General features: G+C 73.3%; 25 protein-coding genes and 1 pseudogene. 24 read left to right on the top strand and 2 right to left on the bottom strand.

The features are described from left to right. The first annotated feature begins 16 nt into the window (after positions 1-16). The 11 genes from FKD65_RS16535 to hypE are packed head-to-tail and all read left to right on the top strand — an operon-like array spanning position 17 to position 7,137. Positions 17-688 carry a DUF6084 family protein gene (locus tag FKD65_RS16535; RefSeq protein ID WP_141578346.1) on the top strand — a complete coding sequence of 224 codons (672 nt, stop codon included), beginning with the start codon at positions 17-19 and terminating at the stop codon, positions 686-688. Beyond that, a complete protein-coding gene (locus tag FKD65_RS16530) occupies positions 676-1,668 on the top strand; it encodes a hypothetical protein (protein ID WP_141578345.1) in 993 nt (330 codons plus the stop codon). The genes FKD65_RS16535 and FKD65_RS16530 overlap by 13 nt, the downstream gene beginning before the upstream one ends. Continuing rightward, positions 1,665-2,441 carry a hydrogenase maturation protease gene (locus FKD65_RS16525; RefSeq protein ID WP_240810182.1) on the top strand — a complete coding sequence of 259 codons (777 nt, stop codon included), beginning with the start codon at positions 1,665-1,667 and terminating at the stop codon, positions 2,439-2,441. Before FKD65_RS16530 ends, FKD65_RS16525 begins: the two co-directional genes overlap by 4 nt. Continuing rightward, positions 2,438-2,599, top strand: a complete 162-nt coding sequence (locus tag FKD65_RS44265; RefSeq protein ID WP_168221065.1) for a hypothetical protein — start codon at positions 2,438-2,440, stop codon at positions 2,597-2,599. The genes FKD65_RS16525 and FKD65_RS44265 overlap by 4 nt, the downstream gene beginning before the upstream one ends. A gap of 8 nt (positions 2,600-2,607) precedes the next feature. Continuing rightward, a complete protein-coding gene (locus FKD65_RS16520) occupies positions 2,608-3,141 on the top strand; it encodes a DUF892 family protein (RefSeq protein WP_141578344.1) in 534 nt (177 codons plus the stop codon). Beyond that, the gene (locus FKD65_RS44260) at positions 3,138-3,734 is read left to right on the top strand and encodes an SIS domain-containing protein (RefSeq protein WP_240810181.1); all 597 of its coding nucleotides are present in this window, start codon (positions 3,138-3,140) and stop codon (positions 3,732-3,734) included. Before FKD65_RS16520 ends, FKD65_RS44260 begins: the two co-directional genes overlap by 4 nt. Then, a complete protein-coding gene (locus tag FKD65_RS44255) occupies positions 3,731-3,937 on the top strand; it encodes a HypC/HybG/HupF family hydrogenase formation chaperone (protein WP_205718683.1) in 207 nt (68 codons plus the stop codon). The genes FKD65_RS44260 and FKD65_RS44255 overlap by 4 nt, the downstream gene beginning before the upstream one ends. Before the next feature lie 5 nt (positions 3,938-3,942). Then, the gene (locus FKD65_RS16510) at positions 3,943-4,611 is read left to right on the top strand and encodes an SIS domain-containing protein (protein ID WP_141578343.1); all 669 of its coding nucleotides are present in this window, start codon (positions 3,943-3,945) and stop codon (positions 4,609-4,611) included. Next, positions 4,611-4,880 carry a HypC/HybG/HupF family hydrogenase formation chaperone gene (locus FKD65_RS16505; RefSeq protein WP_141578342.1) on the top strand — a complete coding sequence of 90 codons (270 nt, stop codon included), beginning with the start codon at positions 4,611-4,613 and terminating at the stop codon, positions 4,878-4,880. The genes FKD65_RS16510 and FKD65_RS16505 overlap by 1 nt, the downstream gene beginning before the upstream one ends. After that, on the top strand, positions 4,880-6,073 hold the full coding sequence (gene hypD / locus FKD65_RS16500) for a hydrogenase formation protein HypD (RefSeq protein ID WP_141578341.1): 1,194 nt from the start codon (positions 4,880-4,882) through the stop codon (positions 6,071-6,073). The genes FKD65_RS16505 and hypD overlap by 1 nt, the downstream gene beginning before the upstream one ends. After that, positions 6,070-7,137: a hydrogenase expression/formation protein HypE gene (gene hypE, locus FKD65_RS16495; protein WP_141578340.1), complete on the top strand. Its 1,068-nt coding sequence runs from the start codon at positions 6,070-6,072 to the stop codon at positions 7,135-7,137. Before hypD ends, hypE begins: the two co-directional genes overlap by 4 nt. On the opposite strand, the gene FKD65_RS16490 is transcribed toward hypE, so the two are convergent. After that, complete coding sequence (locus tag FKD65_RS16490; RefSeq protein ID WP_240810180.1) at positions 7,120-8,361, bottom strand: MFS transporter; 1,242 nt, start codon at positions 8,359-8,361, stop codon at positions 7,120-7,122. The genes hypE and FKD65_RS16490 overlap by 18 nt on opposite strands. A 79-nt stretch (positions 8,362-8,440) precedes the next feature. Here FKD65_RS16490 and FKD65_RS16485 point away from each other — a divergent pair, with 79 nt between their 5' ends. The 6 genes from FKD65_RS16485 to FKD65_RS44920 all read left to right on the top strand — a co-directional run bounded on the left by FKD65_RS16485 (position 8,441) and on the right by FKD65_RS44920 (position 13,403). Then, positions 8,441-9,352 (top strand): LysR family transcriptional regulator, encoded by a 912-nt coding sequence (locus tag FKD65_RS16485; RefSeq protein WP_141578339.1) that lies wholly within the window; start codon positions 8,441-8,443, stop codon positions 9,350-9,352. Positions 9,353-9,688: 336 nt separating this feature from the next. Then, complete coding sequence (locus tag FKD65_RS16480; RefSeq protein WP_141578338.1) at positions 9,689-10,693, top strand: sulfotransferase; 1,005 nt, start codon at positions 9,689-9,691, stop codon at positions 10,691-10,693. Positions 10,694-11,157: 464 nt separating this feature from the next. After that, complete coding sequence (locus tag FKD65_RS16475; RefSeq protein ID WP_160160994.1) at positions 11,158-11,415, top strand: acyl carrier protein; 258 nt, start codon at positions 11,158-11,160, stop codon at positions 11,413-11,415. Beyond that, positions 11,415-12,056, top strand: coding sequence for an SGNH/GDSL hydrolase family protein (locus FKD65_RS16470; RefSeq protein ID WP_141578336.1), 642 nt, complete (start codon positions 11,415-11,417; stop codon positions 12,054-12,056). The genes FKD65_RS16475 and FKD65_RS16470 overlap by 1 nt, the downstream gene beginning before the upstream one ends. Before the next feature lie 34 nt (positions 12,057-12,090). Beyond that, positions 12,091-12,921, top strand: coding sequence for an SGNH/GDSL hydrolase family protein (locus FKD65_RS44925; protein ID WP_141578335.1), 831 nt, complete (start codon positions 12,091-12,093; stop codon positions 12,919-12,921). A gap of 29 nt (positions 12,922-12,950) precedes the next feature. Further along, a complete protein-coding gene (locus FKD65_RS44920) occupies positions 12,951-13,403 on the top strand; it encodes a nuclear transport factor 2 family protein (RefSeq protein ID WP_205718682.1) in 453 nt (150 codons plus the stop codon). Between the two features lie 249 nt (positions 13,404-13,652). Here FKD65_RS44920 and FKD65_RS46610 read toward each other — a convergent pair. Next, positions 13,653-13,754 (bottom strand): annotated as a pseudogene (locus FKD65_RS46610) (hypothetical protein); the annotation flags it as partial. Between the two features lie 34 nt (positions 13,755-13,788). Between FKD65_RS46610 and FKD65_RS16455 the strand changes: the two are divergent. The 7 genes from FKD65_RS16455 to FKD65_RS16425 all read left to right on the top strand — a co-directional run bounded on the left by FKD65_RS16455 (position 13,789) and on the right by FKD65_RS16425 (position 22,858). After that, on the top strand, positions 13,789-15,480 hold the full coding sequence (locus FKD65_RS16455) for an acyl-CoA dehydrogenase (protein ID WP_141586870.1): 1,692 nt from the start codon (positions 13,789-13,791) through the stop codon (positions 15,478-15,480). A gap of 5 nt (positions 15,481-15,485) precedes the next feature. After that, positions 15,486-17,462 (top strand): fatty acyl-AMP ligase, encoded by a 1,977-nt coding sequence (locus FKD65_RS16450; RefSeq protein ID WP_141578334.1) that lies wholly within the window; start codon positions 15,486-15,488, stop codon positions 17,460-17,462. Between the two features lie 167 nt (positions 17,463-17,629). After that, positions 17,630-18,211, top strand: a complete 582-nt coding sequence (locus FKD65_RS16445) for a PadR family transcriptional regulator (RefSeq protein WP_141578333.1) — start codon at positions 17,630-17,632, stop codon at positions 18,209-18,211. A 141-nt stretch (positions 18,212-18,352) separates the two neighbouring features. After that, a complete protein-coding gene (locus FKD65_RS16440) occupies positions 18,353-18,892 on the top strand; it encodes an ATP-binding protein (RefSeq protein WP_141578332.1) in 540 nt (179 codons plus the stop codon). Between the two features lie 39 nt (positions 18,893-18,931). Continuing rightward, entirely contained in the window at positions 18,932-19,501 is a 570-nt protein-coding gene (locus FKD65_RS16435; protein WP_141578331.1) for a hypothetical protein, read from the top strand. Between the two features lie 82 nt (positions 19,502-19,583). Further along, positions 19,584-22,442 (top strand): nitrate- and nitrite sensing domain-containing protein, encoded by a 2,859-nt coding sequence (locus FKD65_RS16430; protein ID WP_141578330.1) that lies wholly within the window; start codon positions 19,584-19,586, stop codon positions 22,440-22,442. Further along, a complete protein-coding gene (locus FKD65_RS16425) occupies positions 22,439-22,858 on the top strand; it encodes a roadblock/LC7 domain-containing protein (RefSeq protein ID WP_141578329.1) in 420 nt (139 codons plus the stop codon). The genes FKD65_RS16430 and FKD65_RS16425 overlap by 4 nt, the downstream gene beginning before the upstream one ends. The last annotated feature ends 3 nt before the right edge of the window (positions 22,859-22,861 follow it).

The following is a 22,861-nucleotide window of genomic DNA, read 5'->3' as shown; positions in this document are numbered from 1 at the left end:
CACCTGGAGGCACAGCATGAATGGGACGCCGGAGCTGGGGCTCGATCTGCTCGGGATCGAGGGGGAGGCTTACGCGGCCACGCCGACGCTGAGCCTGCGGGTCGGGCTGCGGAGGCTGGACGGCGGGCCCGTCCAGTGCGTCCTGCTCACCACGACGGTGACGATCGCGGCGGCGCGCCGCGGCTACGACGACGCCGAGCGCGACCGGCTCGCCGGGGTGTTCGGCCCGCCGGAGATGTGGGACCGGTCGCTGCACGGCCTGACCTGGGCGCGCGTCGGCGCGACCGTGCCGACGTTCCGCGGCGGGACGGAGGTGGCGCTGTCGCTGCCCTGCGGGCACGACATGCAGGTCGCGGCCGACCGCTACCTGCACGCGCTCGGCGGCGGCGACGTCCCGCTCGACCTGACCTTCAACGGGACCGTGTTCTACCCCGGCGAGGACGGCAAGCTGCGCACCGGGCAGATCCCGTGGCATCACGAGGCCACCGGCGACCTGCCCCTCCAGGTGTGGCGGGACCTCATGGGCCGCTACTACGGCACCGCCCGCTGGCTGCGCCTGGACGACGGCTGCTTCGGCCGCCTGTCGGCCTACCGGGCCCGCCGCGCGCACTCCTCGTTCGACGACACGGTCGACGAGCTGCTGCGCCACGCCGAGAGCCGACGCGAGGAGGAAGAGTGGACCGCGTAAGAGCCATCGCGGACACCGTCCTCTACGAGGGGTACCTCCTCTGGCCGTACCGCCGCTCGGCCCTGAAGAACAGGCGGCGCTGGACGATCGGGGGCGTCTACCCGCGCGGCTACGCCGAACGGAACGGCGACCACTGGACGGTCCACGCCGAGTTCCTCCTGGAGGCCGGCCCCGCCGCCGAGGTCGAGGTCGCGCTGCGCTTCCTGCACGCGGTGCACCGCCAGGTGATGAACGGCGACACCCCGACGGACGAGATCCGCGTGGGGGACGAGATCTGCACCACCTGGCAGGAGGCCCGCGAACGCGAGATCACCAGCGGTCCGATCGCGGTCGAGCACCTCGTGCGCGCCCCTGTCCGCGTCCCCGTCGAGGCGGCCGCGGGCACCGAGGAGGAGCCCGTGAACGGCAGGGCGCCGTGCGGAGGCGGCGGGGTGCGGTTCGTCCGGTCCTGGGGACGGGTGGACGGGCATGTCGAGGTCTCGGCCGTGCCCGCCGGGGACGGCGTGGTCCGGCTGCGCGTGGAGGTCGTCAACACCGGCGCCGCCGAGGACCGCGACGGCGCCGTGCGGGCCGGGATGCTGTGCGCGCACGTCGTGGCGCGCACGGGGGGCGGCGCGTTCGTCTCGCTCACGGACCCGCCGGAGCACCTGGCCGGAGCGGCGGCGGAGTGCGGAAAGGACGGGCTTTGGCCGGTGCTCGCGGGGGAGCCGGGCAGCCGCGGCACGGTCCTCGCGGCGCCGATCGTCCTCTACGACTGGCCGCAGGTGGCGCCGGAGAGCCCCGGCGACCTGTTCGACGGCACGGAGATCGACCGGCTGCTGATCCTCAGCGTGCTCAGCCTCACCGAGGACGAGCGGCGGGAGATGGCGGCGACCGATCCGAAGGCGCGGCAGATCCTGGAGCGGTGCGGCGCGCTGTCGTCCGGCGAGCTGCTGGCGCTCCACGGGACGCTGCGGGATCCGCGGAGGGACGTGTGGTGAGCGGGGGAGACATGGGCACGGGCGGGCAGGAGACGCCACCCGGGAGCAGGGTCCGGCTGCGTCCCCGCGGGGGCGCGGACATCTTCGACCTCGCGCTGGTCGGACGCACCGCCGTCGTCGAGCGCGTCGAGGAGGACATGGAGGGCGGCGTCCACCTGGTCGTCGCGCTGGACGACGACCCGGGCCGCGACCTCGGCCCCCGCAACCAGCTCGGGCACCGCTTCTTCGTCCGGCCGGACGAGGTCGAGCCGCTGCCCGGCGCGGCGCCGGACCGCAGGGTCCTCGTCGCGGGGATCGGCAACGTGTTCCACGGCGACGACGGGTTCGGCGTGGAGGTGGTCCGGCTGCTGGAGACCCGGCGGCTGCCGCCCGGCGTGGACGTCGTCGACTTCGGCATCCGCGGCATCGACCTGATGTACGCGCTGGGCGACGGCTACGAGGCCGCGGTCCTGGTGGACGCGGCCGAGCGGGGCCACCCGCCCGGCACCGTCTCGCTGGTCGAGCCCGGCCCGGACGGCTTCGGCGGTGTCGCCGTGGACGCGCACGGCCTCGACCCCGCGCAGGTGCTGCGGCTGGCGAGGGACAACGGCCCGGTGCCGCCGCGCATCCTGCTCGTCGCGTGCGAGCCGGCGGCGCGGACGACGGACGCCACCTGGGAGATGCGGCTCAGCGCACCGGTGGAGGCGGCGGTCGAGGAGGCCGCCGCGCTGGTCGAGCGGCTGCTGGCGGAGGAATTCACGCGGGAACTCGCACAGGAGGGAGCGGGGACATGAGGAAGTGCATGGGACGGAGAGTGGAGCTCAAGAGGGGGATCTTCATCGGAGCGGGGGTGATCCGGCTGATGCTCGCGGTCCTCGCGGTCGGCGCTCTCGTGCTGTTCGTCAAGGAGTTCCCGGGGCTGCGCCGGTACCTCAAGACCGAGTCCATGTGATCGGGGACGTGGAGCGGACGCTCATGACGACGATCGAGCGGCGGCTCGCCGGCCACCTGAAGGACGCGCACGCGCTCCAGGAGCACGCCGAGGCCGTGCTGAGCGAGATGCTGACCGCGGCGGCCGACGAGCCGGAGCTCCGCCGGCCGCTCGGCCACTACGCCGAGCGGTCCCGGGCGTACACCAGGGCGGTCGAGGCGCGGCTGCGCGCGCACGGGTCGTCGCCGAGCATCGCCCGCGACGCCGGGTCGCTGCTCGCGTCGGTGGTGGAGGCCGGGGTCGGACGCGGCCACCGCGACCCGGTGAAGCACATGCGGGACGCCTACGTCGCCGTCCACCTGCAGATAGCCGCGGGAGAGACGCTGCGGCGGATCGCCGAGCGCGCCGGGGACCGGGAGACGGCGGCGATCGCGGCGGCGATGTGCGAGGACGCCCATGCGATGTCGCACGAGCTGTCGGACCGGTGGGACCTCGCCGTGGACATGTCGCTGCGCGCCCACGGCGCCGGGCACTCCCGGCCGGCCGCGGGAGGCGCGCTGTGACCGGCACCGTGGCGGAGGTCTTCGCGCGGCGCGCGGAGCCCGCCGCCGCGCTCGCGGGCCAGGCGGGCGCCATCGCCGCCGCCTGCCACGCGATGGCGGCGCGGTTCCACCGCGGGGGGCGCCTGCTCACCTTCGGGACCGGCGCCGCCGCCACCGACGCCCAGCACGTCGCGGTCGAGTTCGTGCACCCGGTGATCGTCGGCAAGCGGGCACTGCCCGCGCTGTCGCTCACCGGCGACGTCGCGACGCTCACCGGCGTCTGCGCCGGCGCGGGTTTCGACGACGTCTTCGCCCACCAGGTCCGCTGCTTCGGCGGCCCGGACGACATCGCGTTCGGGATCTCGCCGGACGGCCGCTGCGGCAGCGTCCTGCGCGCCATGGAGTGCGCCCGGGGGCTCGGCATGCTGACGGTCGCGCTGGCGGGCGGGGACGGGGGAGCGCTGGCCGGGGCGGTCGACCACCTGGTCACCGTGCCGTCCGACGATCCGCGCGTCGTGAAGGAGGTGCACGTCACCGCCTACCACCTGCTGTGGGAGCTGGTGCACGTGTTCCTGGAGCAGCCGGGCGTGCTCGACCAGGAGGTGACCGCGTGACCGGATGCACGGGCGACCACTGCGTGACGTGCGCGGACGAGGCCGTCCCGGTCCTCGTCGCGCGGCTCCTCGACGGCGCTCTCGCGGACGTCGACGTCGGCGGCGGGCGGCTCGAACGGGTCAGCGTGGCACTGGTGGACGCCGCTGTCGGCGACACGGTGCTCGTCCACGCCAAGGAGGCGATCGGGGTCGTGACGACGTGACAGAGATGCTCTATCCCTTCCTCTACGCGGGCGGTTCGGGGCTGGAGACCCTGCTGGATGACGTGCGCCGCTCGACGCGCGAGAAGGCCTGCGACATCGTCCGGCTGCGCGAGACGGTCCTGGAGGAGTACGGCGAGGACCTCGCGGCCTGCGCCGCGCGGATGGCGGGCGCGTTCCGCTCCGGCGGCCGGCTCTTCGCGTTCGGCAACGGCGGCAGCTCGACGGACGCGCAGGACGCGGCCGCGCTGTTCCTCAACCCGGGCGGGTCCGCGCGGCCGCTGCCGGCGCTGGCGCTCACGACCGACGCCGCCGTCGTCACCGCGCTGTCCAACGACATCGGGTTCGAGGTGGTGTTCGCGCGGCAGCTCGCCGCGTTCGGGCGTCCGGGCGACATCGCGCTGGCGCTGTCCACCAGCGGGAACTCCGACAACCTGATCGCCGCGCTGCGGGAGGCGGAGCGCCGCGGGATGGTGACGGTCGGGCTCGCCGGATACACCGGGGGGCAGATGGCGGAGATGTCCGGCCTGCACCACCTGTTCACCGTGCCGTCGTCGTCGGTGCACCGCATCCAGGAGGCGCAGACGACGGTCTACCACGCCCTCTGGGAGCTCACCCAGGACGAACTGGCACGGCACGAACCGGCACGGCACGAACCGGCGGGGGAGGCTTTCTGATGTGCCTGGCCATACCGGGCGAGATCGTGGAGATCATGCCGGACCGCCCGGTCGCGAAGGTGGACGTGACCGGCGTCCGCCGGGCGGTGAACACCGGCCTGCTCGACGGGGAGGGGCTCGCTCCGGGCGACTGGGTCCTCATCCATGTCGGGTTCGCCATGTCCAAGATCGATGAGACCGAGGCGCGGGCGACGCTGGCGCTGCTGGAGGGCCTCGGCGAGGCCTACGACGACGAGATCGACGCGCTGCGGGAATCGAGGATCGACTGATGCGCTTCGTCGACGAGTACCGGGATTCGGAGCGGGCGCGGGCGCTCGCGGCCTCGATCGCCTCGCTGTGCGAGCCCGGGTGGCACTACAAGTTCATGGAGGTGTGCGGCGGCCACACGCACACCATCTACAAGCACGGCCTGGAGGACTACCTGCCCGAGAGCATCTCGCTGGTGCACGGGCCGGGCTGCCCGGTGTGCGTGATCCCGATGGGGCGGGTGGACGACGCGATCCACATCGCCTCCCAGCCGGACGTCATCATGACCTCGTTCGGCGACATGATGCGCGTGCCGGGCGGCAGGGGGTCGTTCCTGGACGCCAAGGCCGCCGGGGCCGACATCCGGATGGTGTACTCGCCGCTGGACGCGCTGAAGATCGCCGAGCGGAACCCGTCGCGGCGCGTCGTGTTCATGGGCATCGGGTTCGAGACGACCGCGCCGTCCACGGCCATGACGGTGCTGCGGGCCGCCGCGGCCGGCATCGAGAACTTCTCGGTCTTCTGCAACCACGTGACGATCCTTCCGGCGATCAAGGCGATCCTCGACTCGCCGGACCTGCGCCTGGACGGCTTCCTCGGCCCGGGGCACGTCTCCACCGTGATCGGCTGCCGGCCCTACTCCTTCATCACCGACGACCACGGCAAGCCGCTGGTCGTCGCCGGGTTCGAGCCGCTGGACATCCTGCAGTCCGTGCACATGCTGCTGGCCCAGCTCGCCTCGGGCCGCTCGGAGGTCGAGAACCAGTACGGCCGGGTCGTCCCGTGGGACGGCAACCCCAGGGCGCTGGAGGCGATCTCCCGGGTCATGGAGCCGCGGCCGTACTTCGAATGGCGCGGCCTCGGCTTCATCTCGCACTCGGCGCTGCGGATGAAGGAGGAGTACGCGGCCTTCGACGCCGAGCGCGTCTTCGACATCCCGGGCGGGCGGATCGCGGACCCGAAGGCGTGCCAGTGCGGCGAGGTGCTCAAGGGCGTCCTGAAGCCGTGGGAGTGCAAGGTCTTCGGGACGGCCTGCACGCCGGAGACGCCGATCGGGACGTGCATGGTCTCGTCCGAGGGCGCCTGCGCCGCGTACTACAACTTCGGACGCTTCACCCGCGAGCGGATCATCCAGGTCGGCAGGAGCGGCGGCGGCCCGGCGGAGGACGCCGGACAGGTGAAGGAGACCGGACAGGTGAAGGAGACCGTGCGATGACCGTCCGCGAGGAGCAGGTCCTGGAGCGCATCGAGCGGGCGCGTGCCCGCAAGGCCCGGCTCCGCGAGGACGCCATCACGCTCGCGCACGGCTCGGGCGGCAAGGCCACCCACACCCTGGTCGAGGCGGTGTTCCGGGAGGCGTTCGCCAACCCGTACCTGGACCGGCTTGACGACTCCGCCCGGTTCGCGGTGAACGGCGCGGAGCTCGCCTTCACCACCGACTCCTACGTCGTGTCGCCGCTGTTCTTCCCGGGCGGCGACATCGGCGACCTGGCCGTCAACGGGACCGTCAACGACCTCGCCGTCTGCGGCGCCCGGCCGCTGCACCTGTCGGCCGGTTTCATCCTGGAGGAGGGCTTCCCCGTCGCCGACCTGCGCCGCATCACCGAGTCCATGCGGCGCGCGGCCGACGCGGCGGGCGTCGACATCGTCACCGGCGACACCAAGGTCGTGGAGCGCGGGAAGGCCGACGGCTGCTACATCAACACCGGCGGCGTGGGGGTCGTGCGCTCCCGCCTCTCGGGGGAGCTCAGGCCCGGCGACGCCGTGCTGGTGACGGGGCCGATCGGCGAGCACGGTGTCACGATCATGCTGGCCCGCGGCGAGCTCGACCTGGAGGCCGACGTCGCCTCCGACACCGCGCCGCTGAGCTGCCTGCTCGCCGACCTGGCCGACGCGTGCCCGGGCGGCGTGCGCCGGATGCGGGACGCGACCCGGGGCGGCGTCGCGACCGTCCTCAACGAGCTGGCGTCGGACGCCGGGACGTCCGTGGCGGTGGACGAGGACGCGATCCCGGTGCGGCCCGCCGTCCGGGGCGCGTGCGAGCTGCTCGGGATCGACCCGATGTACGTCGCGTGCGAGGGCCGCGCCGTGGTCGTGGTCGCCCCCGAGCACGAGGAGGCCGCGCTGGCGGCGCTGCGGGCCGACCCGCTCGGCGAGGGCGCCGCCGTGATCGGCCGCGTGACCGACGACCCGTCGGGCCTCGTCCTGCTGAGGACGGCCTTCGGCGGCACCCGCATCGTGGACCTCCTCGTCGGCGACCCGCTACCGCGCATCTGCTGAGGCGGGACGGCCCCGGCGGGCCGCGGTGAGCGCGACGAGCAGGGACGCCGCCGTCAGCGCCGCACCGAACCAGAGGACGCTCCTGACCCCGAGGTGGTCGGCGAACAGCCCGCCGAACAGCGCCCCGGCGGCGATGGAGGTGTTGTAGGCCATGGTGTTCAGCGACATCGCCGCCTCGAAGGCGTCGGGCGCGGCGGCGAGCGTCATGCTGACCTGGCACAGCTGCCAGGCACCGAAGGACACGCCCCACAGCACGAGCAGGACGGCCGGCGCGGCCGTCCAGTGCCCGATCGCGAGCAGGAGCAGCAGCGACGCCACGAGTCCCGAGCAGGCCGTCACGAAAGTGGCCCGCAGGTGCCGGGTCGCGGTGTGCCCGGCCACGAAGTTCCCCGCCGCGCCGCCGATGCCGTAGGCCATCAGGAGCCCGGTGACGGCGGCGGGGGAGGCGTTCGAGCCGTCCTCCAGGAACGGCCGCACGAAGGTGTACGCGCCGAAGTGGCCGAGCACGAACAGCACGACCGTGATCATCACGGTCCGGAGCCGGACGTTCCCGGCCGGCAGGAGGAACACCTCCCTGACCGGCACCGCGTTGCGCGACGGCAGGGACGGGATCACGGCGGCGACCGCGAGGAGCACCAGCGCGCTGAGGCCGCTCCAGATGAGGAACGTGGTCCGCCAGCCGGTGAGGTCCTCGAGGAACGTCCCGAGCGGCATGCCCGCCACCGCGGCGACCGAGATGCCGGACATCACCACCGCGGCCGCCCTGCTCGCGTGCCGCTCCGGGACGAGGCGCATCGCCATGCTCACGCCGATGGCCCAGAAGACGCCGTTGGCGAACCCCATGGCCAGCCGGGTCGCCAGCAGCAGCGGGAAGTTCGGGGAGACGGCGGTGACCAGGTTCCCCGCCGCCAGGACCGCGAGCAGCGCCGACAGCAGGACGCGGCGGTCGACGCGCCTGCTCCACGCGACGATGAACGGCACGCCGAGCCCCGCCGAGACGCCGTAGACGGTGACCATCAGCCCCGCGACGCCGACCGTGACGCCCAGGCTCGCGCTCACCGGGGTGAGGATGCCGACGGGCATCAGCTCGGTGGTGAGGAAGGCGAACAGGCTGGCCGTGATCGCCGCGACCCCCAGCCATGCCCTCAGGGCCGCGTGCGGGCGGCCCTCGGGTTCGGCCGCCTTCCCTCTGCTCTTGTCGTCCGTCGGTGCGTTCGTGTCCACCCCCGGAGTCTCACCGGGGAGCGATCAATGAGTCCAACACATGTTTGTCATCTCATTGATCTCGATCCACGATGGATCGATGGAGCTCCAGCAGATGCGCTACGTGGTCGCGGTGGCCGAGACGGCGAACTTCACCCGCGCGGCCGAGCGGTGCCGGGTCGTCCAGTCGGCGCTGAGCCACCAGATCGCCCGGCTGGAACGCGAGCTAGGCACCCGCCTGTTCGACCGCACCAGCCGCCGGGTGCGGCTGACCCCGGCGGGCGAGGCCTTCCTGCCCGCCGCCCGGCAGGCGCTCGACGCCGCGGACCGGGCCCGCGCCGAGGTGGCGGCGGTGTCGGGGGAGATCCGCGGCCGACTCGCCATCGGGGCGATCCCCACGGTGACGGCGGTGGACCTGCCGAACGCCCTGAAGGACTTCCACGTCCGCCACCCGCAGGTGCGGATCACGCTGCGCCTGGGAGGGAGCACGGAGATGGCGGAGCGGGTGCGGCAGGGCACGCTGGACATCGCGTTCCTGGGGCTGCCGCGCAGCGCGCGGCCCAAGGGCGTCCAGGGCCGTGTACTGGCACGCGGTGAACTGGTCGCGGTGGTCGCCCCCGGGCACCCGCTGGCGGAGGCGGCGGACGTCGACCTGCGCCGCCTCTCGGACGAGGTGTTCGTCGACTTCTCCGCCGGGACGGCCGGACGCGCCCAGTCGGACGAGGCGTTCGCCGCCGCCGGGGTCGGCCGGGACGTCGCCTTCGAGGTCACGACCCCGGACCTGGTGGTGCGGCTGGTCCGGCTGGGCCTCGGCGTCGGCATGCTGCCCGCCGCCTACGTCACCGGGATCGGTGACCTGCGCGTGCTCGAACTCCGCGACCCGCCCACCCGCGTGGAGCACCTGATCTGGAGCCGCCTGGGGCCCTCGCCCGCCGCCGCCGCCTTCCTGGAGGGCCTGGACGTCCCGGCGCCCCGCACGACGTCCGCCACGGGAAGGGCGCCCGCGCCCTGAGCCCCGGCCCACGGCGCTCGCCGAATGCGAGAACCGTGCCATGGGCCTTGGCTCCGGCGGCCACTACTCCACCTCGCGGCGCAACACCGGAAACTCGTCGCGGGAAAAAGGGCCGAGCGCCGGCCGAGCCCGTCTCGGGAGCCACTCTGGCGGCTTCAACCCGGGCCGGCAACGCATATCCAACGCCCCTATGGGCGGACCCGGAATCCGCTCGGCGGGCATTACCTCGCCGACAATTGGGGGACCCGGCGGCTTACGGCACTCGGGCCTGCGGTTTTCAAGTGATGTTGAAGTCCGCTTGAGCTTCTTCGCGGAGGGCGCGGGTACGCGCGGGCCATGAGAGTGGAGTCGTGCCGGCCGGTCTTCGTCCTCGGGTGCCCGCGGTCGGGGACGACGCTGCTCCAGCAGATGCTGCACTCGCACCGGCGCATCGCGTTCCCGTCCGAGACGCGGTTCGTGCACACCGCCTACGAGGCCCGGCACCGGTTCGGCGACCTCGGGCGGCCGGAGAACAGGCGCGCGCTGGCCGAATGGATCACCGGCGGCGACGGCACCAAGTTCGGGGTCCTGCGGCTGGACGCGGCCGCCGTCGTGGAGGAGATCGTGCAGGGGCCTCCGACGCTCGGGTCCGCGATCGCGGTCGTGTTCCGCGCCTACGCCCGCCGGCACGGCAAGCCGCGCTGGGGGGACAAGCGGCCGAGCTACTTCCGCCGGGTGCCGATGCTCCGGCGCATGTTCCCCGACGCCCAGTTCGTCCATCTCGTCAGGGACGGCCGGGACGCCGTCAGCTCCCTCATGCGGATGCCGTGGTTCGACGGCGACATCAACGCGGCCGCGCTGACGTGGCGGGAGGCGGTCGACACCGGAACGCGCCTGCGCGCCCGGCTCGGTCCTGCCACCTTCTACGAGTTCCGCTACGAGGACCTGGTCGCCGAGCCGGAGGGCACCCTGAGGCTGCTGTGCGAGTTCCTCGGAGAGGAGTACGACCCCGGGATGACGACGGCGTACCGGCATGCCCGGCGGACGGTGCCGTCCGAGCGGAAGTGGCACCTGCGCACGCACGAGGCCGTCAACGACCGACGGGTCGGGGCCTGGCGGGACCGCCTGGACGGCTGGGAGGCGGATCTCGTCCAGTACGTCCTCGCGTCACGGCTGCGGCGCCACGGCTATCCGCTCGCTGCGGGGGCGCGTCCCCCGGCGGCGCGGCTCGTAACTTTCCACCGGCTCGCGGCGCACCGGTGGCGGGCGCGCCATGCGGGGGCCGTCCGCGACCGGCTCGCCGAGGCGCGCGAGCCCAACCCCGTGGTCTCGTGGCTGGAGGGTCCAGTAAGCGTGTCCTGACCGACTGAGGGCCGCTGCCGAAGAGACAGACGAAGCTTGCCTGACGGTAAGGCGGGCGCGGCGGGACCGCGCGGGACCCCGCCGAAGGGGTGTCCGAAACTCTCCTGGAACGTGCCCGGGGTGAGGCCGGCGCGGTGCCGCCCCGGGACCGAGCCGGTTGGGGAACGGCGCAGGTAGCGTGCCGCGGGGCGTCCCGCGGGGGAGGACGTATCGGTGTGGCGCGCGGTGACGACGTGCCCGGCCGCGTCGGAGTTGGGCCCTAATCGGAAGTGGTTACCCGTTGGTAACATCTCGCCGTTTTTACCGTACCACTGACTCGGTTTACAGGACGGAGACACCTCCGTGTCCGATCGTTCACATCCGGATCGAGACACGCCAACCATTTGGTTGTATCTTGCGTGTTGCTCGTCTTCCGTTACCAATCGCGATTGATTCGATGATCCTCTGACAAAGGGGGAGTGGCGGTGACCCGATCGGAAACAATTTCCCACGACGAGCTGCAATCGTGGCTTCTTGACAAGATCGCCTTCTACCTCGACAGGCCTGTGGAAAACATCGATCCCGGGGTGGAACTCGCCCGCTACGGGGTCGACTCGGTGTACGCGATCAGCATCATCAGCGACATCGAGGACCACCTCCAGGTCGAGGTCGACGTGGCCGAGGCGCGGCGGCGGGAGACCGTGGCCGACCTCACCGACTACCTGCTCGACCTCGTCACGTGATGGCCGGCCGGCCCGAGGCCGGCGCCGCCGGGCCCGCCATGCCCGCCATGGTGGTGCTCGGCGACAGCGTGGCCGAGGGCCAGGACGATCCGGACCCGGCCGGCGGTTGGCTCGGCTGGGCCGGACGGCTGGCCCGTCACCTGGGAGTTCCCCGCGAGGAGATGCTCAACGTCTCCGATCCGGGCGCGACGGTCGAGGACGTGGTCCGCGACCAGCTGCCCGGCGTGCGGGAGCTGCGGCCGCGGCTGGTCGTGCTCGGCTGCGGCATGAACGACGCGCTGCGGGGCTTCGAGCCGGAGGCCGCGGCGCGGCGGCTGGCGGAGCTGTTCGGCTGGGCCCGCGGGCGCGGCGCGGTCGCCCTCGCCATCCCGGTGCCGCGGCCGCCGCTGCTGGACATCACTCCGATCTCGCAGTTCCGAAAGAAACGCACGGTGCAGCGCATTCACGACTTCAACGCCGAGCTCGCCCGGGTGTCGCGCGATTTCGGAATGGTGTTCCCGGAGCCGGAAACGGTGGCGAGAGTCGCCGATCCGGCGATGTGGAGTGCCGACGGAATCCATCTGAACCCGGATGGGCACGCCTATGTCGCGGAGGTGATGGCGCAGATAGCGGCAAGCCTGCTCGGCGAGCGGGTGAAATGATTTACGGGGGCCTGTCCAGCAGTCTGGGAGACTGATGAAAAGAGAATATTCCGTCGCCCGCGCGGTGCGTTCGCCGATGCTGCCGCTGCTCGCTCCCGTGCTGGTCGTGCAGGCATGGCGGACGGTGCGGCGGACACCGCGGCTCGACCCGGCCACCGGAGACGAGAGGGGCTTGGTCGCCGGTGCCGGCCCCGGCCGGGGCCCGGCCTTCCGGGTCGTGGTGATCGGCGAGTCCACCGCCGTCGGCGTCGGCGCGTCCCGGCACGCGGAGGCGCTGCCCGGCTTCCTGGCGGAGGAGCTGGGCGAGCGGCTGCGGCGCAGCGTGTCGTGGTCGGTCTCCGGCGAGAACGGCGCGACGGCCCGGCGCATCATCGGCGGGCTCGTCCCCCCGGCGGACGGGGCCGCGCCGGACCTGGTGGTCGTCACCGCGGGGATCAACGACCTGATCCGGCGGCGCCCCCTGCGCCGGTGGGCGGCGGACGTGACCGAGCTCGTCGCCGTCCTGCGCGGACGGTTCCCGGAGGCGGCGGTGCTCGTCGCCGGGATGCCGCCGGTGCACCGGTTCCCCGCACTCCCGCGGCCGCTCCGCTCGGTCCTCGGCGCGCGGGCGCGCGCCATGGACCGGATCATGCGGGACGCGGCCACGGCGGGCGGGGCCGTCCACGCTCCCATGGACGAGGCGATGGCGCGCGACCGGCGGCTCTTCGCGTCCGACGGCTTCCACCCGTCGGCCGCGGGCTACCGGGTCTGGGCGCGCGACCTCGCCCGCGCCGCCGTGCCCCGCGCCGCTCCCGCCCCCGCGCCCGGCCGCCTCGCAGAGGACACGCCCCCCGCCGGCGCCGTCCCGCCCCGGACGGCGGACTGACCGCACGGCAATCGAAGGGAGCAGCCCAGATGACGGTGCCCGGAACGTTCCGATCGGCGGTGGAGGCCAAGGACCTCCCCGCGATCATCGGTGCGCTGGACCCGGCCATCGAGTTCCGCAGCCCGGTGATGGTGAAGCCCTACGTGGGCCGCGACACCGTCGCCGCGCTGCTCGGCGTGCTGCTGGAGGTCTTCGAGGACTTCCACTACACCGACGAGCTGGTGGGCGTCCCCACCGGCGGGACGAACGGCGCCGGCCCGCCGGCGCACGCGCTGGTGTTCGGCGCGAAGGTGCTGGGCAAGGACGTCCAGGGACTGGACCTGCTCAGGTACGGCGAGACCGGGCTCGTCACCGGTCTGACCGTCATGGTCCGGCCGCTGCCCGCGGCGATGACGCTCGCCCGGGTGGTGGGCAGGCGCATGGAGGACCCGATGAACGCCGACGACGCGGGGGGCCCGTCCGGCGACACCGCGCAGCCATAGGGAGCCGACCCGCACAGGAGCCGCGCCCCGCGAACCGGGAGGCGCGACCCGCACAAGGGAGTCGAAGAGGAAAATGGATAGCAAGGTCCCCGCACACCCCGTGCACTCCGCCCGCCCCGCGCACTCCGCCCACGGGGCCCACGCCGAGAACCCCGCCCACCCCGCGCATTCCGTCCACCAGGGCCGTTCCGAGAACCCCGCGCCCGAGAGCCGCGCACCTGAGAACCCCGCCCCCGACAGTTCCGCTTCTGAGAGTTCCGCCCCCCAGAGTTCCGCTTCCGAGAGTCCGGCTTCCGAGAGTTCCGCGACCGAAAGGCCGCCGCGCGAGCGGCTGGCCCCCGCGCACGGGATCGCCGCCGACCTGGACGGCTACCTCGGCGACCCGATGGACGACGAGGCCGGGCCGTTCTCCTACAAGGCCATCGTGGAGGCGGAGGAGCGCGACGAGCTCCCGCCGGGCGCGGTCGACGCCGTCCGGGCGTGGGGTTTCCCGAAGTACCTGGTGCCGAGCGGGCTGGGCGGACGGCTGACGACCCTCGAGGAGCTGTTCTTCGTCACCCGCGGCATCTCCCGCCGCAGCGTGACCGTCGCGGTCATGTACGGTTCCGGGCTCCTCGCGGTGAACCCGGTGTGGCTCTGGGGTGACGCCTGGCAGCGCAGGACCGTCGCGGACGGGGTGCTGCGCGGCGACCTGGCCTGCTTCGGCGTCTCGGAGGCCGACCACGGCAGCGACGTGATGGCGTCGGAATCCGAGGCCGAGATCCAGGGCGAGGAACTGGTCCTGACCGGTGTGAAGTGGCCGGTCGGCAACGCCACCCGCGGACGTTTCGTTACCACCTATGCCAAGACGGGCCCGCGCGACTTCTCCCTCATCCTGGTCGACAAGCGGGAACTGGACCCGGCCGCCTGGTCGACGCTGCCGCCCGTCCGGACGGTCGGGCTGCGCGGCCACGACCTGTCCGGCGTCGCGTTCTCCGGGGCGCGGCTGCCCGCCGAGCGGGTGATCGGGCGGCGCGGCTCGGGGCTCGTCCAGACGCTGAAGACCCTGCAGATCACCAGGACCGCGATCGCCGCGCTGTCGGTCGGGACGATGGACGCGGTGGTGCGCATCGGGATGGAGTACGCGCGGCAGCGCACCCTGTACGGCTCGGACATCTACAAGATCCCGGTCATCCGCGACCACCTGGTCAAGGCGCACCTGGACCTCCTCATCGCCGAGTGCGTCGCGATCCCGGTGGCGCGCTGCCTGACGGTCGCCCCCGGGCGGCTCAGCCTGTGGTCGTCGATCGCGAAGTACTTCGTGCCCGTCCTCGGCGAGGAGGTCGTGGCCAGCATCGGGACCGTGCTCGCCGCGCGCGGCTACCTGCGCGAGGGCGTGGCGCACGGGGTGTTCCAGAAGCTCCAGCGCGACCACGCGATCGCGAGCATCTTCGAGGGCACCACGCACGTGAACCTCGCCAACGTCGCGGGCCAGCTGCCCTACCTCGTCGACCCGCCGGCGGAGACGGGCCGCGAGGACGAGCTGCTCGCCGACCTGTTCTGCTGGACGCGGACACCGCCGCCCTGGGAACCCGACGGCCGCCTGCTCCAGCTCACCAACGAGGGGCGCGACGAGGTCGGCCAGCGGTTCGAGGAGATCTCCGAGGAGGTGCTGGCGGCGGCGAACGCGCACGCCGCGCCCGGCGTCGCGGCCGAGCTGAAGGACCTGGTGTCCGCCATCGGGACCCTGCGCGCCAGGATCGAGCAGGGCATCCGCGCGAACGAGGGCGACGCCTCGTCGGTGGCGGCCCTGACGCGGGCGAGGCGGTACTGCGAGCTGCACGCGATGACCTCGTGCATGCTCACCTGGCTGCACAACCGGAGCGTGTTCGGCGGGCTCTTCGAGGAGGGCCAGTGGCTCGTCCTGTGCCTGCAGCGGCTGCTCCAGCGGGCGCAGCCCGACACCGTCCTGTCCGAGGACCTCCTCCCGCCGCTGGAGGAGGCGATGTTCGCCGCCACGGGCGAGCGGCGCTGGTTCTCCCTCCTCTCCCTCACCCCGCTCTCCTCCTCCCTCCTCCCTGCGACCGGGGACGAGTGACACCCATGACCGGGGCACCGGAGACCACGGGGCACGCGGACTTCGTGTCGCTCGTCCGGGCGAACGTCCGGACGCACGGCGACGACCGCTCCTTTACCTTCATCAGCGAGGAACCGGGACGGAAGTACAAGGAGAACGTGCTCGGCTTCGCCGAACTCGACCGCAAGGCCCGCGCGCTCGCCTGCCGCCTGGAGGCGCGCGGCCTGCGGGACAGGGCCGTCCTACTCCTCTACCCGGAAGGGCTGGAGTTCCTGGCGGCGTTCCTCGGCTGCCTGTACGCGCGCGTCGTCGCCGTCCCGGCCCCGCTCCCGGACCTGGACGCGGGGAGGTTCGGCCGCACCCGCCGGATCATCGAGGACGCCGACGTCGCGCTCATCCTCACCGACACCGCCCACCGCGCCACCCTCGACGCGTGGCTGTCGGCCGCCGGGCTGAAGGGGCGCGTCCACTGCCTGGACACCCAGGCGGGCAAGGACACCGATCCCGGCGACTGGGTCCCGCCGGAGTGCGGCCCCCGCACCCTCGCCTTCCTGCAGTACACCTCGGGGTCGACCAGCGAGCCGAAGGGCGTCATGGTCACCCACGGCAACCTGCTGGCCAACGGCGAGGAGATCAAGCGGCGCATCGAGGGGTCGTCGGCCACCGTGGGCGTCGGCTGGGTGCCGCACTACCACGACATGGGCCTGGTCGGTCAGTTCCTCCAGCCGCTCTACCTCGGCTGCCGGTACGTGTTCACCTCGCCGATCACCTTCATCAAGCGGCCCGTGCTGTGGCTGGAGCTGATCACCCGGCACCGGGGGACGATCACCGTGGCGCCGAACTTCGGGTACGAGCTGGTGCTGCGCCGCGTCACCGACCGGCAGATGGAGGGACTGGACCTGTCCTCGCTGACCGTCGTGAAGAACGGCGCCGAGCCCGTCCGGGCCGCGACGCTGGAGGCGATGGCCGAGCGGTTCGCCCCGGTCGGGTTCCGTCCCTCGATGTGGATGCCCTGCTACGGGATGGCCGAGACGACCCTGCTCATCACCGGCGCGCCCCTCGGCGGCGGGCCCGTCGTCCGCGACTTCGACGCCGACGCCCTCGCCCGGAACGAGGCCGTCCCCGCGAGCGAGACCGTCCTCGCGAACGATGCGGTCCCCGCAGATGGTGCGGCCCCCGCAGCTGACGCGGCCCCCGCGAACGACGCCGTGGCCGCGCACGGGGCCGCCGTGCCGGACGCGGTCCCGGCCCCGGACGGTGCCGCCGCCGAGGAGGGGCGCCGCGCCAGGCGGCTCGTCAGCAGCGGGCGGCCGGTCATCCTCGACGTCCGCGTCGTCGACCCCGACACCCGCGCCGAGCGGCCGGAGCGGCGGGTGGGCGAGATCTGGGTGCGCGGCGGCAGCGTCGCCCGCGGCTACTGGGAGAGCCCCGAGCAGACCGAGGCCGTCTTCCGCGCGCGCACGGCCGCGGGCGAGGGCCCCTTCCTGCGGACGGGCGATCTAGGCTTCGTCGCCGACGGCGAGCTCTACGTCACCGGCCGGCTCAAGGACCTGATCATCGTCAACGGCCGCAACATCCACGCGCACGACATCGAGGAGGTGGCGCGGGCGGCCCATCCGGCCGCCCTGCACGGCGCCGCCTTCGCGATCGACGCCGCCATCGACCCCGACGTCGGCCCGGGGCGGCCCGGCGCCGGCCCCGGCGGCGGGGACGCCGTCGACGCGAGCCGGGAGCAGGTCGTCGTCGTCCAGGAGATCAGCACCCGCGCCGCGGCCGGGACGCCCCTGGAGGAGGTGGCGGCGGTCATCAAGACCCGGGTCGCCCGCGCGTTCGAGCTGCCCGCCGTCAGCGTCGTGCTGGCGGCGCGGGGCTCGGTCCGGCGGACGACGAGCGGGAAGATGCAGCGCAGGCTGACCCGCGAGGCGTTCCTGAACGGCCAGATCACCGAACTCGCCGGCGCCCTCGAACCGGGCGTCGCCGGCCTGCGCGGGGCGCGCGCGTGACCGCCGGTGCGCGCCGCGCCGGCGCCCGTCTCTTTCGCGCGCTTCGGGCGTCCCATTCGAAGATCGTCCAAATTGGTGCTGACCAATCATAGTCAAAACGATGACTAATCATGTCGTTGGCTGATAAAGTCGGGCATACCCTGAGTCAAGGCGGGGAGAGATGGCCGATGGCGCTACGTCACGCGGTGCTGGCGGCGCTGCTCGACGGCGAGTACAGCGGCTACCAGCTGGCCAAGATCTTTGATTTGTCGGTCTCCAACTTCTGGCACGCCGTACCGCAGCAGCTCTACTCGGAGCTGTCGAGGTTGGAGACGGAAGGCCTGATCAGCGGGCGGCAGATCATCCAGCACGACCGGCCGAACAAGCGCGTGTACACCGTCACCCAGGCCGGCGTCGACGAGCTCGAACGGTTCGCCGTGACCCCCGCCAAGCCAGGGATCATCCGCGAGAACCTGCTCGTCATGGTCCAGGCCGTGGACCACATCACGGCCGACTCGGTCATCGCGCAGCTGGAGGACAGGGCGGTGGCCTCGGCGGCCAAGGTCGAGGTCTTCGAACGCACCCTCAAGCACCTGCGCGGCGACCTCGACGAGGAGTCCTTCCTGCGCACCGGGTCCCCCCTCGGGCCCTACCTCACGTGCCTGCGCGGACGCCGCTTCGAGCAGGAGAACTACGACTGGTTCACCAGCACCGCCCGGCTGCTGCGCGCCCGGGCGGGCACCCAGGCCGAGGGGAGCGGCCCGCCATGAGCCGGCCGGGTCCCTCGCACGCCGTGCCACCGTCTGACCGGACAGCGGCGGCACCGGCACCAACCCCCCACGCCCACCCCAGCCTCGCACCCCGGCCAGGCTGGATCAGGGCGGCACGCCTTAGTCAAGGAGGCGTTCATCATGTCGGGCGACCACCACACCATCGAACTCCCTAGCACCCCACTCCCGAGCCACCTGACCACCACCGCGCCGCACGCGGCGTCACCGAACGGCACGGCGCCGAACGGGCTGCGGGGCCTGGACGAGCCCGCGGCGGTCCTGCTGGGCGAGCTGACGCTGCCCGCCGAGCGGGAGTCGGTGCCGAGGGCACGGCGCTTCAGCCGGTCCGTCAGCACCGCGTCCGGCATCGGGCACATCGCCGAGGACGCGGAGGTGCTGGTGTCCGAACTGGTCACCAACGCCGTCCGGCACGCACCGGTACCCGGTGGGGCGCTGTCCCTGCGGCTGCTGCGCGCCGGGACCCGGCTCCGCATCGAGGTGCACGACCAGAGCACCGCCGCCCCGGCGGCGCGGCCGGTCGACCTCATGGAGGAGACGGGCCGCGGCTGGTTCCTCGTCGCGGTCATGGCGGACGGGCACGGCACCGACCACACCGCCTCCGGCAAGGCGGTCTGGTGCGAGGTGCGCGCCTGGCCGCGGGACGAGCACCCCGGCCGCTGAGCATCTCCCGCGCACCCCGGTACGGCGATGGGAAATGCCATGCCTGCTAACGCCATGCCCGCAGACCGGTGGCCCGCCGGCCACCGGCCCGACCACGGGCCCGCCGACCAGCGGCCCGCCGACCAGCAGTCCGTCGACCGCAGAGCCTTCGAGGAGGGGGTCTTCGCGCAGCGTCCCGCCGACCAGGGGCCCGTCGAGGGGCCCGGCGACCAGCGGCCCCGGCAGGACGAGCCGGACGGCCGGCGGCCCGCCGATCCCCGCCGTCCCCCGGACTACTACCGGGAGGACGGGCGGCGCGCCACGGCCGAGGAGGCACAGCGGCTGCTGCTCGACGTGCGGGGGCGCCTGCTCGCGCAGGACGTCATCCGCGTCGGCGCCGTCGTCGTGGTCGTCTCGACCTGGTTCACCGTGATCGACCTCGGACTCGCGGCGAACGGAAGGCCGCTGCTGTGGCAGACGATCGTGTCCGACCACGCGATGCACGCGGACATCGGGCAGTACACCACGCGGGAGAAGGCCCTGCGCGGGCACGCCCAGGCCGTCGCCATGATCACCAGTCGCCTGCGCGGCCTGGTCGCCCGCGCGGCGCTGGACGAGGCGCGCCCCTGACCCACCACCCCCGACACACGGGCCACCCCCGACACACGGACCGGCATGCGCGGCCCGTCCCCGGCTAGAGGTAGTGATCTCGATGTCCCGCACCAAAACCCGTGACGAAGCGTCCGGCAGGCCCCGGCGCAGGCGCCCCATCCGGCTGCGGATCACGGCGCTGCTGCTGGTCCCGCTGGTGTCGCTCATCGCCCTGTGGGCGTTCGCCGCCAACATCACGCTCGGCGACGCGTTCGACAAGTACGACTTCTCGACGACGTACGAGAAGGTCGGCCTTCCCGGCATCTACCTGGTGAACCAGCTCCAGGCGGAGCGTTCCCTCAGCGTCGTCGCGCTCAGCACGCGCGACCCCGCCGACCGGCAGAAGTTAGGCGGGCAGCGCGCCCGGGTGAGCGCCGTCGACAAGGCGTTCCGCTCGACCGCGCTCTCGCCCGACGCGCGGGACGCGGCCCGACCGGAGACCAAGAAGCGGCTCGCCCAGGCGGTCAGGGCACTGGACCGGCTGCCGCAGCTGCGCGCCAGGGTCGACTCCGGCCGGGTCCAGCCGCTGGAGGTCATCAACTCCTACAGCGTCCTGCTCGACCAGGTCATCAAGGTCTTCGACGGCCTGGTGACGGTCAACGACGTCGCCATCTTCACCCAGGGCCGCGCGCTGATCGGCATCGGCAACGCCCGTGCCTACATGCTCCGCGAGGACTCGCTCGTCATCGCCGCGATGGCGCGCAACGGGCGGCTCACCGCCGCCGAGCACACCGCGTTCGTCCAGTGGGCCGCGGAGGGGCGGCGCGAGTTCGAGGCCGGGCTCGCCGACCTGAACGAGCAGATCCGGGGGCCGCTGGCCCGGCTCGTCGCGTCCCCGGAGTTCCAGCGGTACCGGGCGGCCGAGGACGCGATCGTGAACGCGCGCGGCGACCGGCTGCCGCCCGAGGCCGCGGACTGGCAGGCCACCACGCAGCTGCTGTCGCAGGCGTGGGGGCAGAAGGTCACCGAGGCGAGCCTCGCGCTCAACGAGATGGCCAAGCCGATCGGTGAGCGGATCGTCATGCGGCTCGTCCTGGCGGGCGGGTTCGGACTGCTCGCGGTGATCGCCTCGATCGTGCTGTCGCTGCTGGCGGCGCGCAGCCTGTCGCGCGAGCTGCGGGGGCTCCAGCGCGCCGCGCTGAAGCTCGCCGAGGACCGGCTGCCCGGCGTGGTCGCCCGGCTGAGACGGGGCGAGGAGGTGGACGTGGACGCCGAGGCCCCGCCGCTCGTCATCGGCAAGACCCGCGAGGTCGCCCGCGTCGGCGACGCCTTCACGAAGGTGCAGCACACCGCGATCGAGACCGCCGTCCGGGAGTCCTACCTGCGGCAGGGCATCAGCCGCGTGTTCCTCAACGTCGCGTGGCGCAGCCAGTCGCTGCTGCACCGGCAGCTGCGGATGCTGGACGAGATGGAGCGCGACGCCTCCGACCCCAAGGTGCTGGAGGACCTGTTCCGCCTCGACCACCTCACCACCCGCATGCGGCGGCACGCCGAGGGCCTGGTCATCCTGTCCGGGACGTCCCCGGGGCGGGGCTGGAGCCGGCCGGTGCACGTCGAGGACGTGCTGCGTGCCGCGGTCGCCGAGGTCGAGGACTACACCCGGGTCGAGATCGTCGTGGTCTCCGGGCAGGCCGCCGTGATCGGCGAGGCCGTCGCCGACATCATCCACCTGCTCGCCGAGCTGATCGAGAACGCCACGGTGTTCTCGCCCGCGCCCACCGAGGTGCTCGTCCGCGGCGAGATGGGCGCGAACGGGTTCGCCGTCGACATCATCGACCGGGGCATCGGGCTCGACCAGTCCGAGCTGGACGCGCTGAACCTGCGGCTGTCGCGTCCGCCCGAGTTCGACCTGGCCGTCACCGACCGGCTCGGCCTGTTCGTCGTCGCCCGGCTCGCCGGCCGGCACGGCATCAGGGTCGCGCTCCAGCCGTCCCTGTACGGGGGCGTCAGCGCCGTCGTGCTGATCCCGCGCCAGTTGATCGTGGACGTCGACCAGCCCGAGGACGAGGACGGCGCCGCCCAGGCCGGGCCCGCCCAGCAGCGGGGTGCGGCGGCCGTGAACGGATCGCTGCGGCCGTGGCCCCCGCCTCCGGCGCCGTCGTCCACCGCGACGCTCAACGCGCCGGTGTACGACACGGCCACCGTCCAGGACATGGGGCCGGCCGACCCGGCCTCGACGGACACGGCGCCCAACGCCGCCCTGACCAACGGCGCACCGCCCAACGCCGCACCGCCCAACGGCATGGCGCCCCACGGCACGGCGCCCCACGGCACGGGGCCGGTCGGCGAAGCGGCGCCGCCAGAGACGCCGGTGTCCCTCCCCGAATGGGCGAGCGAGGAGAGGCCGGACCAGAACGCGGCGGTGGGGTTCGACGGCGGTGACCAGACCCCGACGCCGTTCGGCACCCCACCGCCGCACGGTCCGCCGCCGTCGCGGGGGGCGCCGCCGCCGACCGGCGCCGCGCGCCCCTTCCAGGCGGCGGGCCCCCACGCCCCCGCCTACGGCGGCGGAGCCTACGGGGGAGCGGCGGGCCAGTACGGCGCGCCGGCGTCCTTCGGCGACACCGGGTTCGGCGAGCCCCCGTACGGCGAGCCCCCGTACGGCGGGGCGCCGTTCGGGGACGCGCAGGCGCGGGCGGCCGGCGGCGGGCGGGTCCCGCTGCCGCGCCGGGTGCGCGGCGGGAGCCTGGCGCCCCAGCTGCGCGAGGCGGCCGCCTACGAAGAGACGAACCCCTACGAGGAGACCGGACCGTACGGAGAAGAGTCCGCCGCCACCGGGGACGCGATCGCCGCCTGGGAGGAACGGTCGGCGGAGGCGTCCCGGGACCTGTTCGCGTCCCTGCAGGCGGGCTGGCTCCGCGGCCGGGACGAGGACGAGGCACCAGAGGGACCCGCGGACGGCATGGAGGGAAGATCATGACCTATCAGGGAGTCGCCGCCGAGCTCAACTTCCTCCTCGACGACCTGGTCGACCGGGTCCCGCAGATCCGGAAGGTGGTCGTGCTGTCCCGGGACGGGCTCGTCATGGGCATGTCGCGCGGCGTCGGCCGCGAGGACTCCGAGTACCTCGCGGCCCTCGCCGCCGGGTTCCACAGCCTCGCCGTCGGCGCGCGGCCGCAGCTGGACTCCGGCGAGATCCGGCAGACGCTCGTCGAGATGGACAAGGGCCTGTTCTTCGTCGTGCCCGCCGGCGCCAACAGCTGCCTCGCCCTGCTGAGCGAGGTCGGCGCCAACGCGGGCCTCGTCGCCTACGAGATGACGATGCTGGTCAAGCGCGTCCACCGGCAGCTGTCCACCGGCCTCAGGAACGGCGCCCCCGGGACCGGACCCAGGTGACCC

Origin of the sequence: Actinomadura sp. WMMA1423 (assembly GCF_006547145.1) — a bacterium.
Classification (GTDB): Bacteria; Actinomycetota; Actinomycetes; order Streptosporangiales; family Streptosporangiaceae; genus Spirillospora.
Note: the sequence above shows the minus strand (reverse complement) of the source record. Positions and strands in the feature narration are given on the sequence as shown.

Bases quoted from the DNA above. Each gene is read 5' to 3' on its own strand.
- FKD65_RS16440 (WP_141578332.1), top strand. From the start codon at position 18,353: ATGTCGGGCGACCACCACACCATCGAACTCCCTAGCACCCCACTCCCG.
- hypE (WP_141578340.1), top strand. From the start codon at position 6,070: ATGACCGTCCGCGAGGAGCAGGTCCTGGAGCGCATCGAGCGGGCGCGT.
- FKD65_RS16435 (WP_141578331.1), top strand. From the start codon at position 18,932: ATGCCTGCTAACGCCATGCCCGCAGACCGGTGGCCCGCCGGCCACCGG.
- FKD65_RS16445 (WP_141578333.1), top strand. From the start codon at position 17,630: ATGGCGCTACGTCACGCGGTGCTGGCGGCGCTGCTCGACGGCGAGTAC.
- FKD65_RS16425 (WP_141578329.1), top strand. From the start codon at position 22,439: ATGACCTATCAGGGAGTCGCCGCCGAGCTCAACTTCCTCCTCGACGAC.
- FKD65_RS16430 (WP_141578330.1), top strand. From the start codon at position 19,584: ATGTCCCGCACCAAAACCCGTGACGAAGCGTCCGGCAGGCCCCGGCGC.
- FKD65_RS16535 (WP_141578346.1), top strand. From the start codon at position 17: ATGAATGGGACGCCGGAGCTGGGGCTCGATCTGCTCGGGATCGAGGGG.
- FKD65_RS44265 (WP_168221065.1), top strand. From the start codon at position 2,438: ATGAGGAAGTGCATGGGACGGAGAGTGGAGCTCAAGAGGGGGATCTTC.
- FKD65_RS44925 (WP_141578335.1), top strand. From the start codon at position 12,091: ATGAAAAGAGAATATTCCGTCGCCCGCGCGGTGCGTTCGCCGATGCTG.
- FKD65_RS44920 (WP_205718682.1), top strand. From the start codon at position 12,951: ATGACGGTGCCCGGAACGTTCCGATCGGCGGTGGAGGCCAAGGACCTC.
- FKD65_RS16510 (WP_141578343.1), top strand. From the start codon at position 3,943: ATGCTCTATCCCTTCCTCTACGCGGGCGGTTCGGGGCTGGAGACCCTG.
- FKD65_RS16450 (WP_141578334.1), top strand. From the start codon at position 15,486: ATGACCGGGGCACCGGAGACCACGGGGCACGCGGACTTCGTGTCGCTC.
- FKD65_RS16505 (WP_141578342.1), top strand. From the start codon at position 4,611: ATGTGCCTGGCCATACCGGGCGAGATCGTGGAGATCATGCCGGACCGC.
- FKD65_RS16485 (WP_141578339.1), top strand. From the start codon at position 8,441: ATGGAGCTCCAGCAGATGCGCTACGTGGTCGCGGTGGCCGAGACGGCG.
- hypD (WP_141578341.1), top strand. From the start codon at position 4,880: ATGCGCTTCGTCGACGAGTACCGGGATTCGGAGCGGGCGCGGGCGCTC.
- FKD65_RS16470 (WP_141578336.1), top strand. From the start codon at position 11,415: ATGGCCGGCCGGCCCGAGGCCGGCGCCGCCGGGCCCGCCATGCCCGCC.
- FKD65_RS16480 (WP_141578338.1), top strand. From the start codon at position 9,689: ATGAGAGTGGAGTCGTGCCGGCCGGTCTTCGTCCTCGGGTGCCCGCGG.
- FKD65_RS16455 (WP_141586870.1), top strand. From the start codon at position 13,789: ATGGACGACGAGGCCGGGCCGTTCTCCTACAAGGCCATCGTGGAGGCG.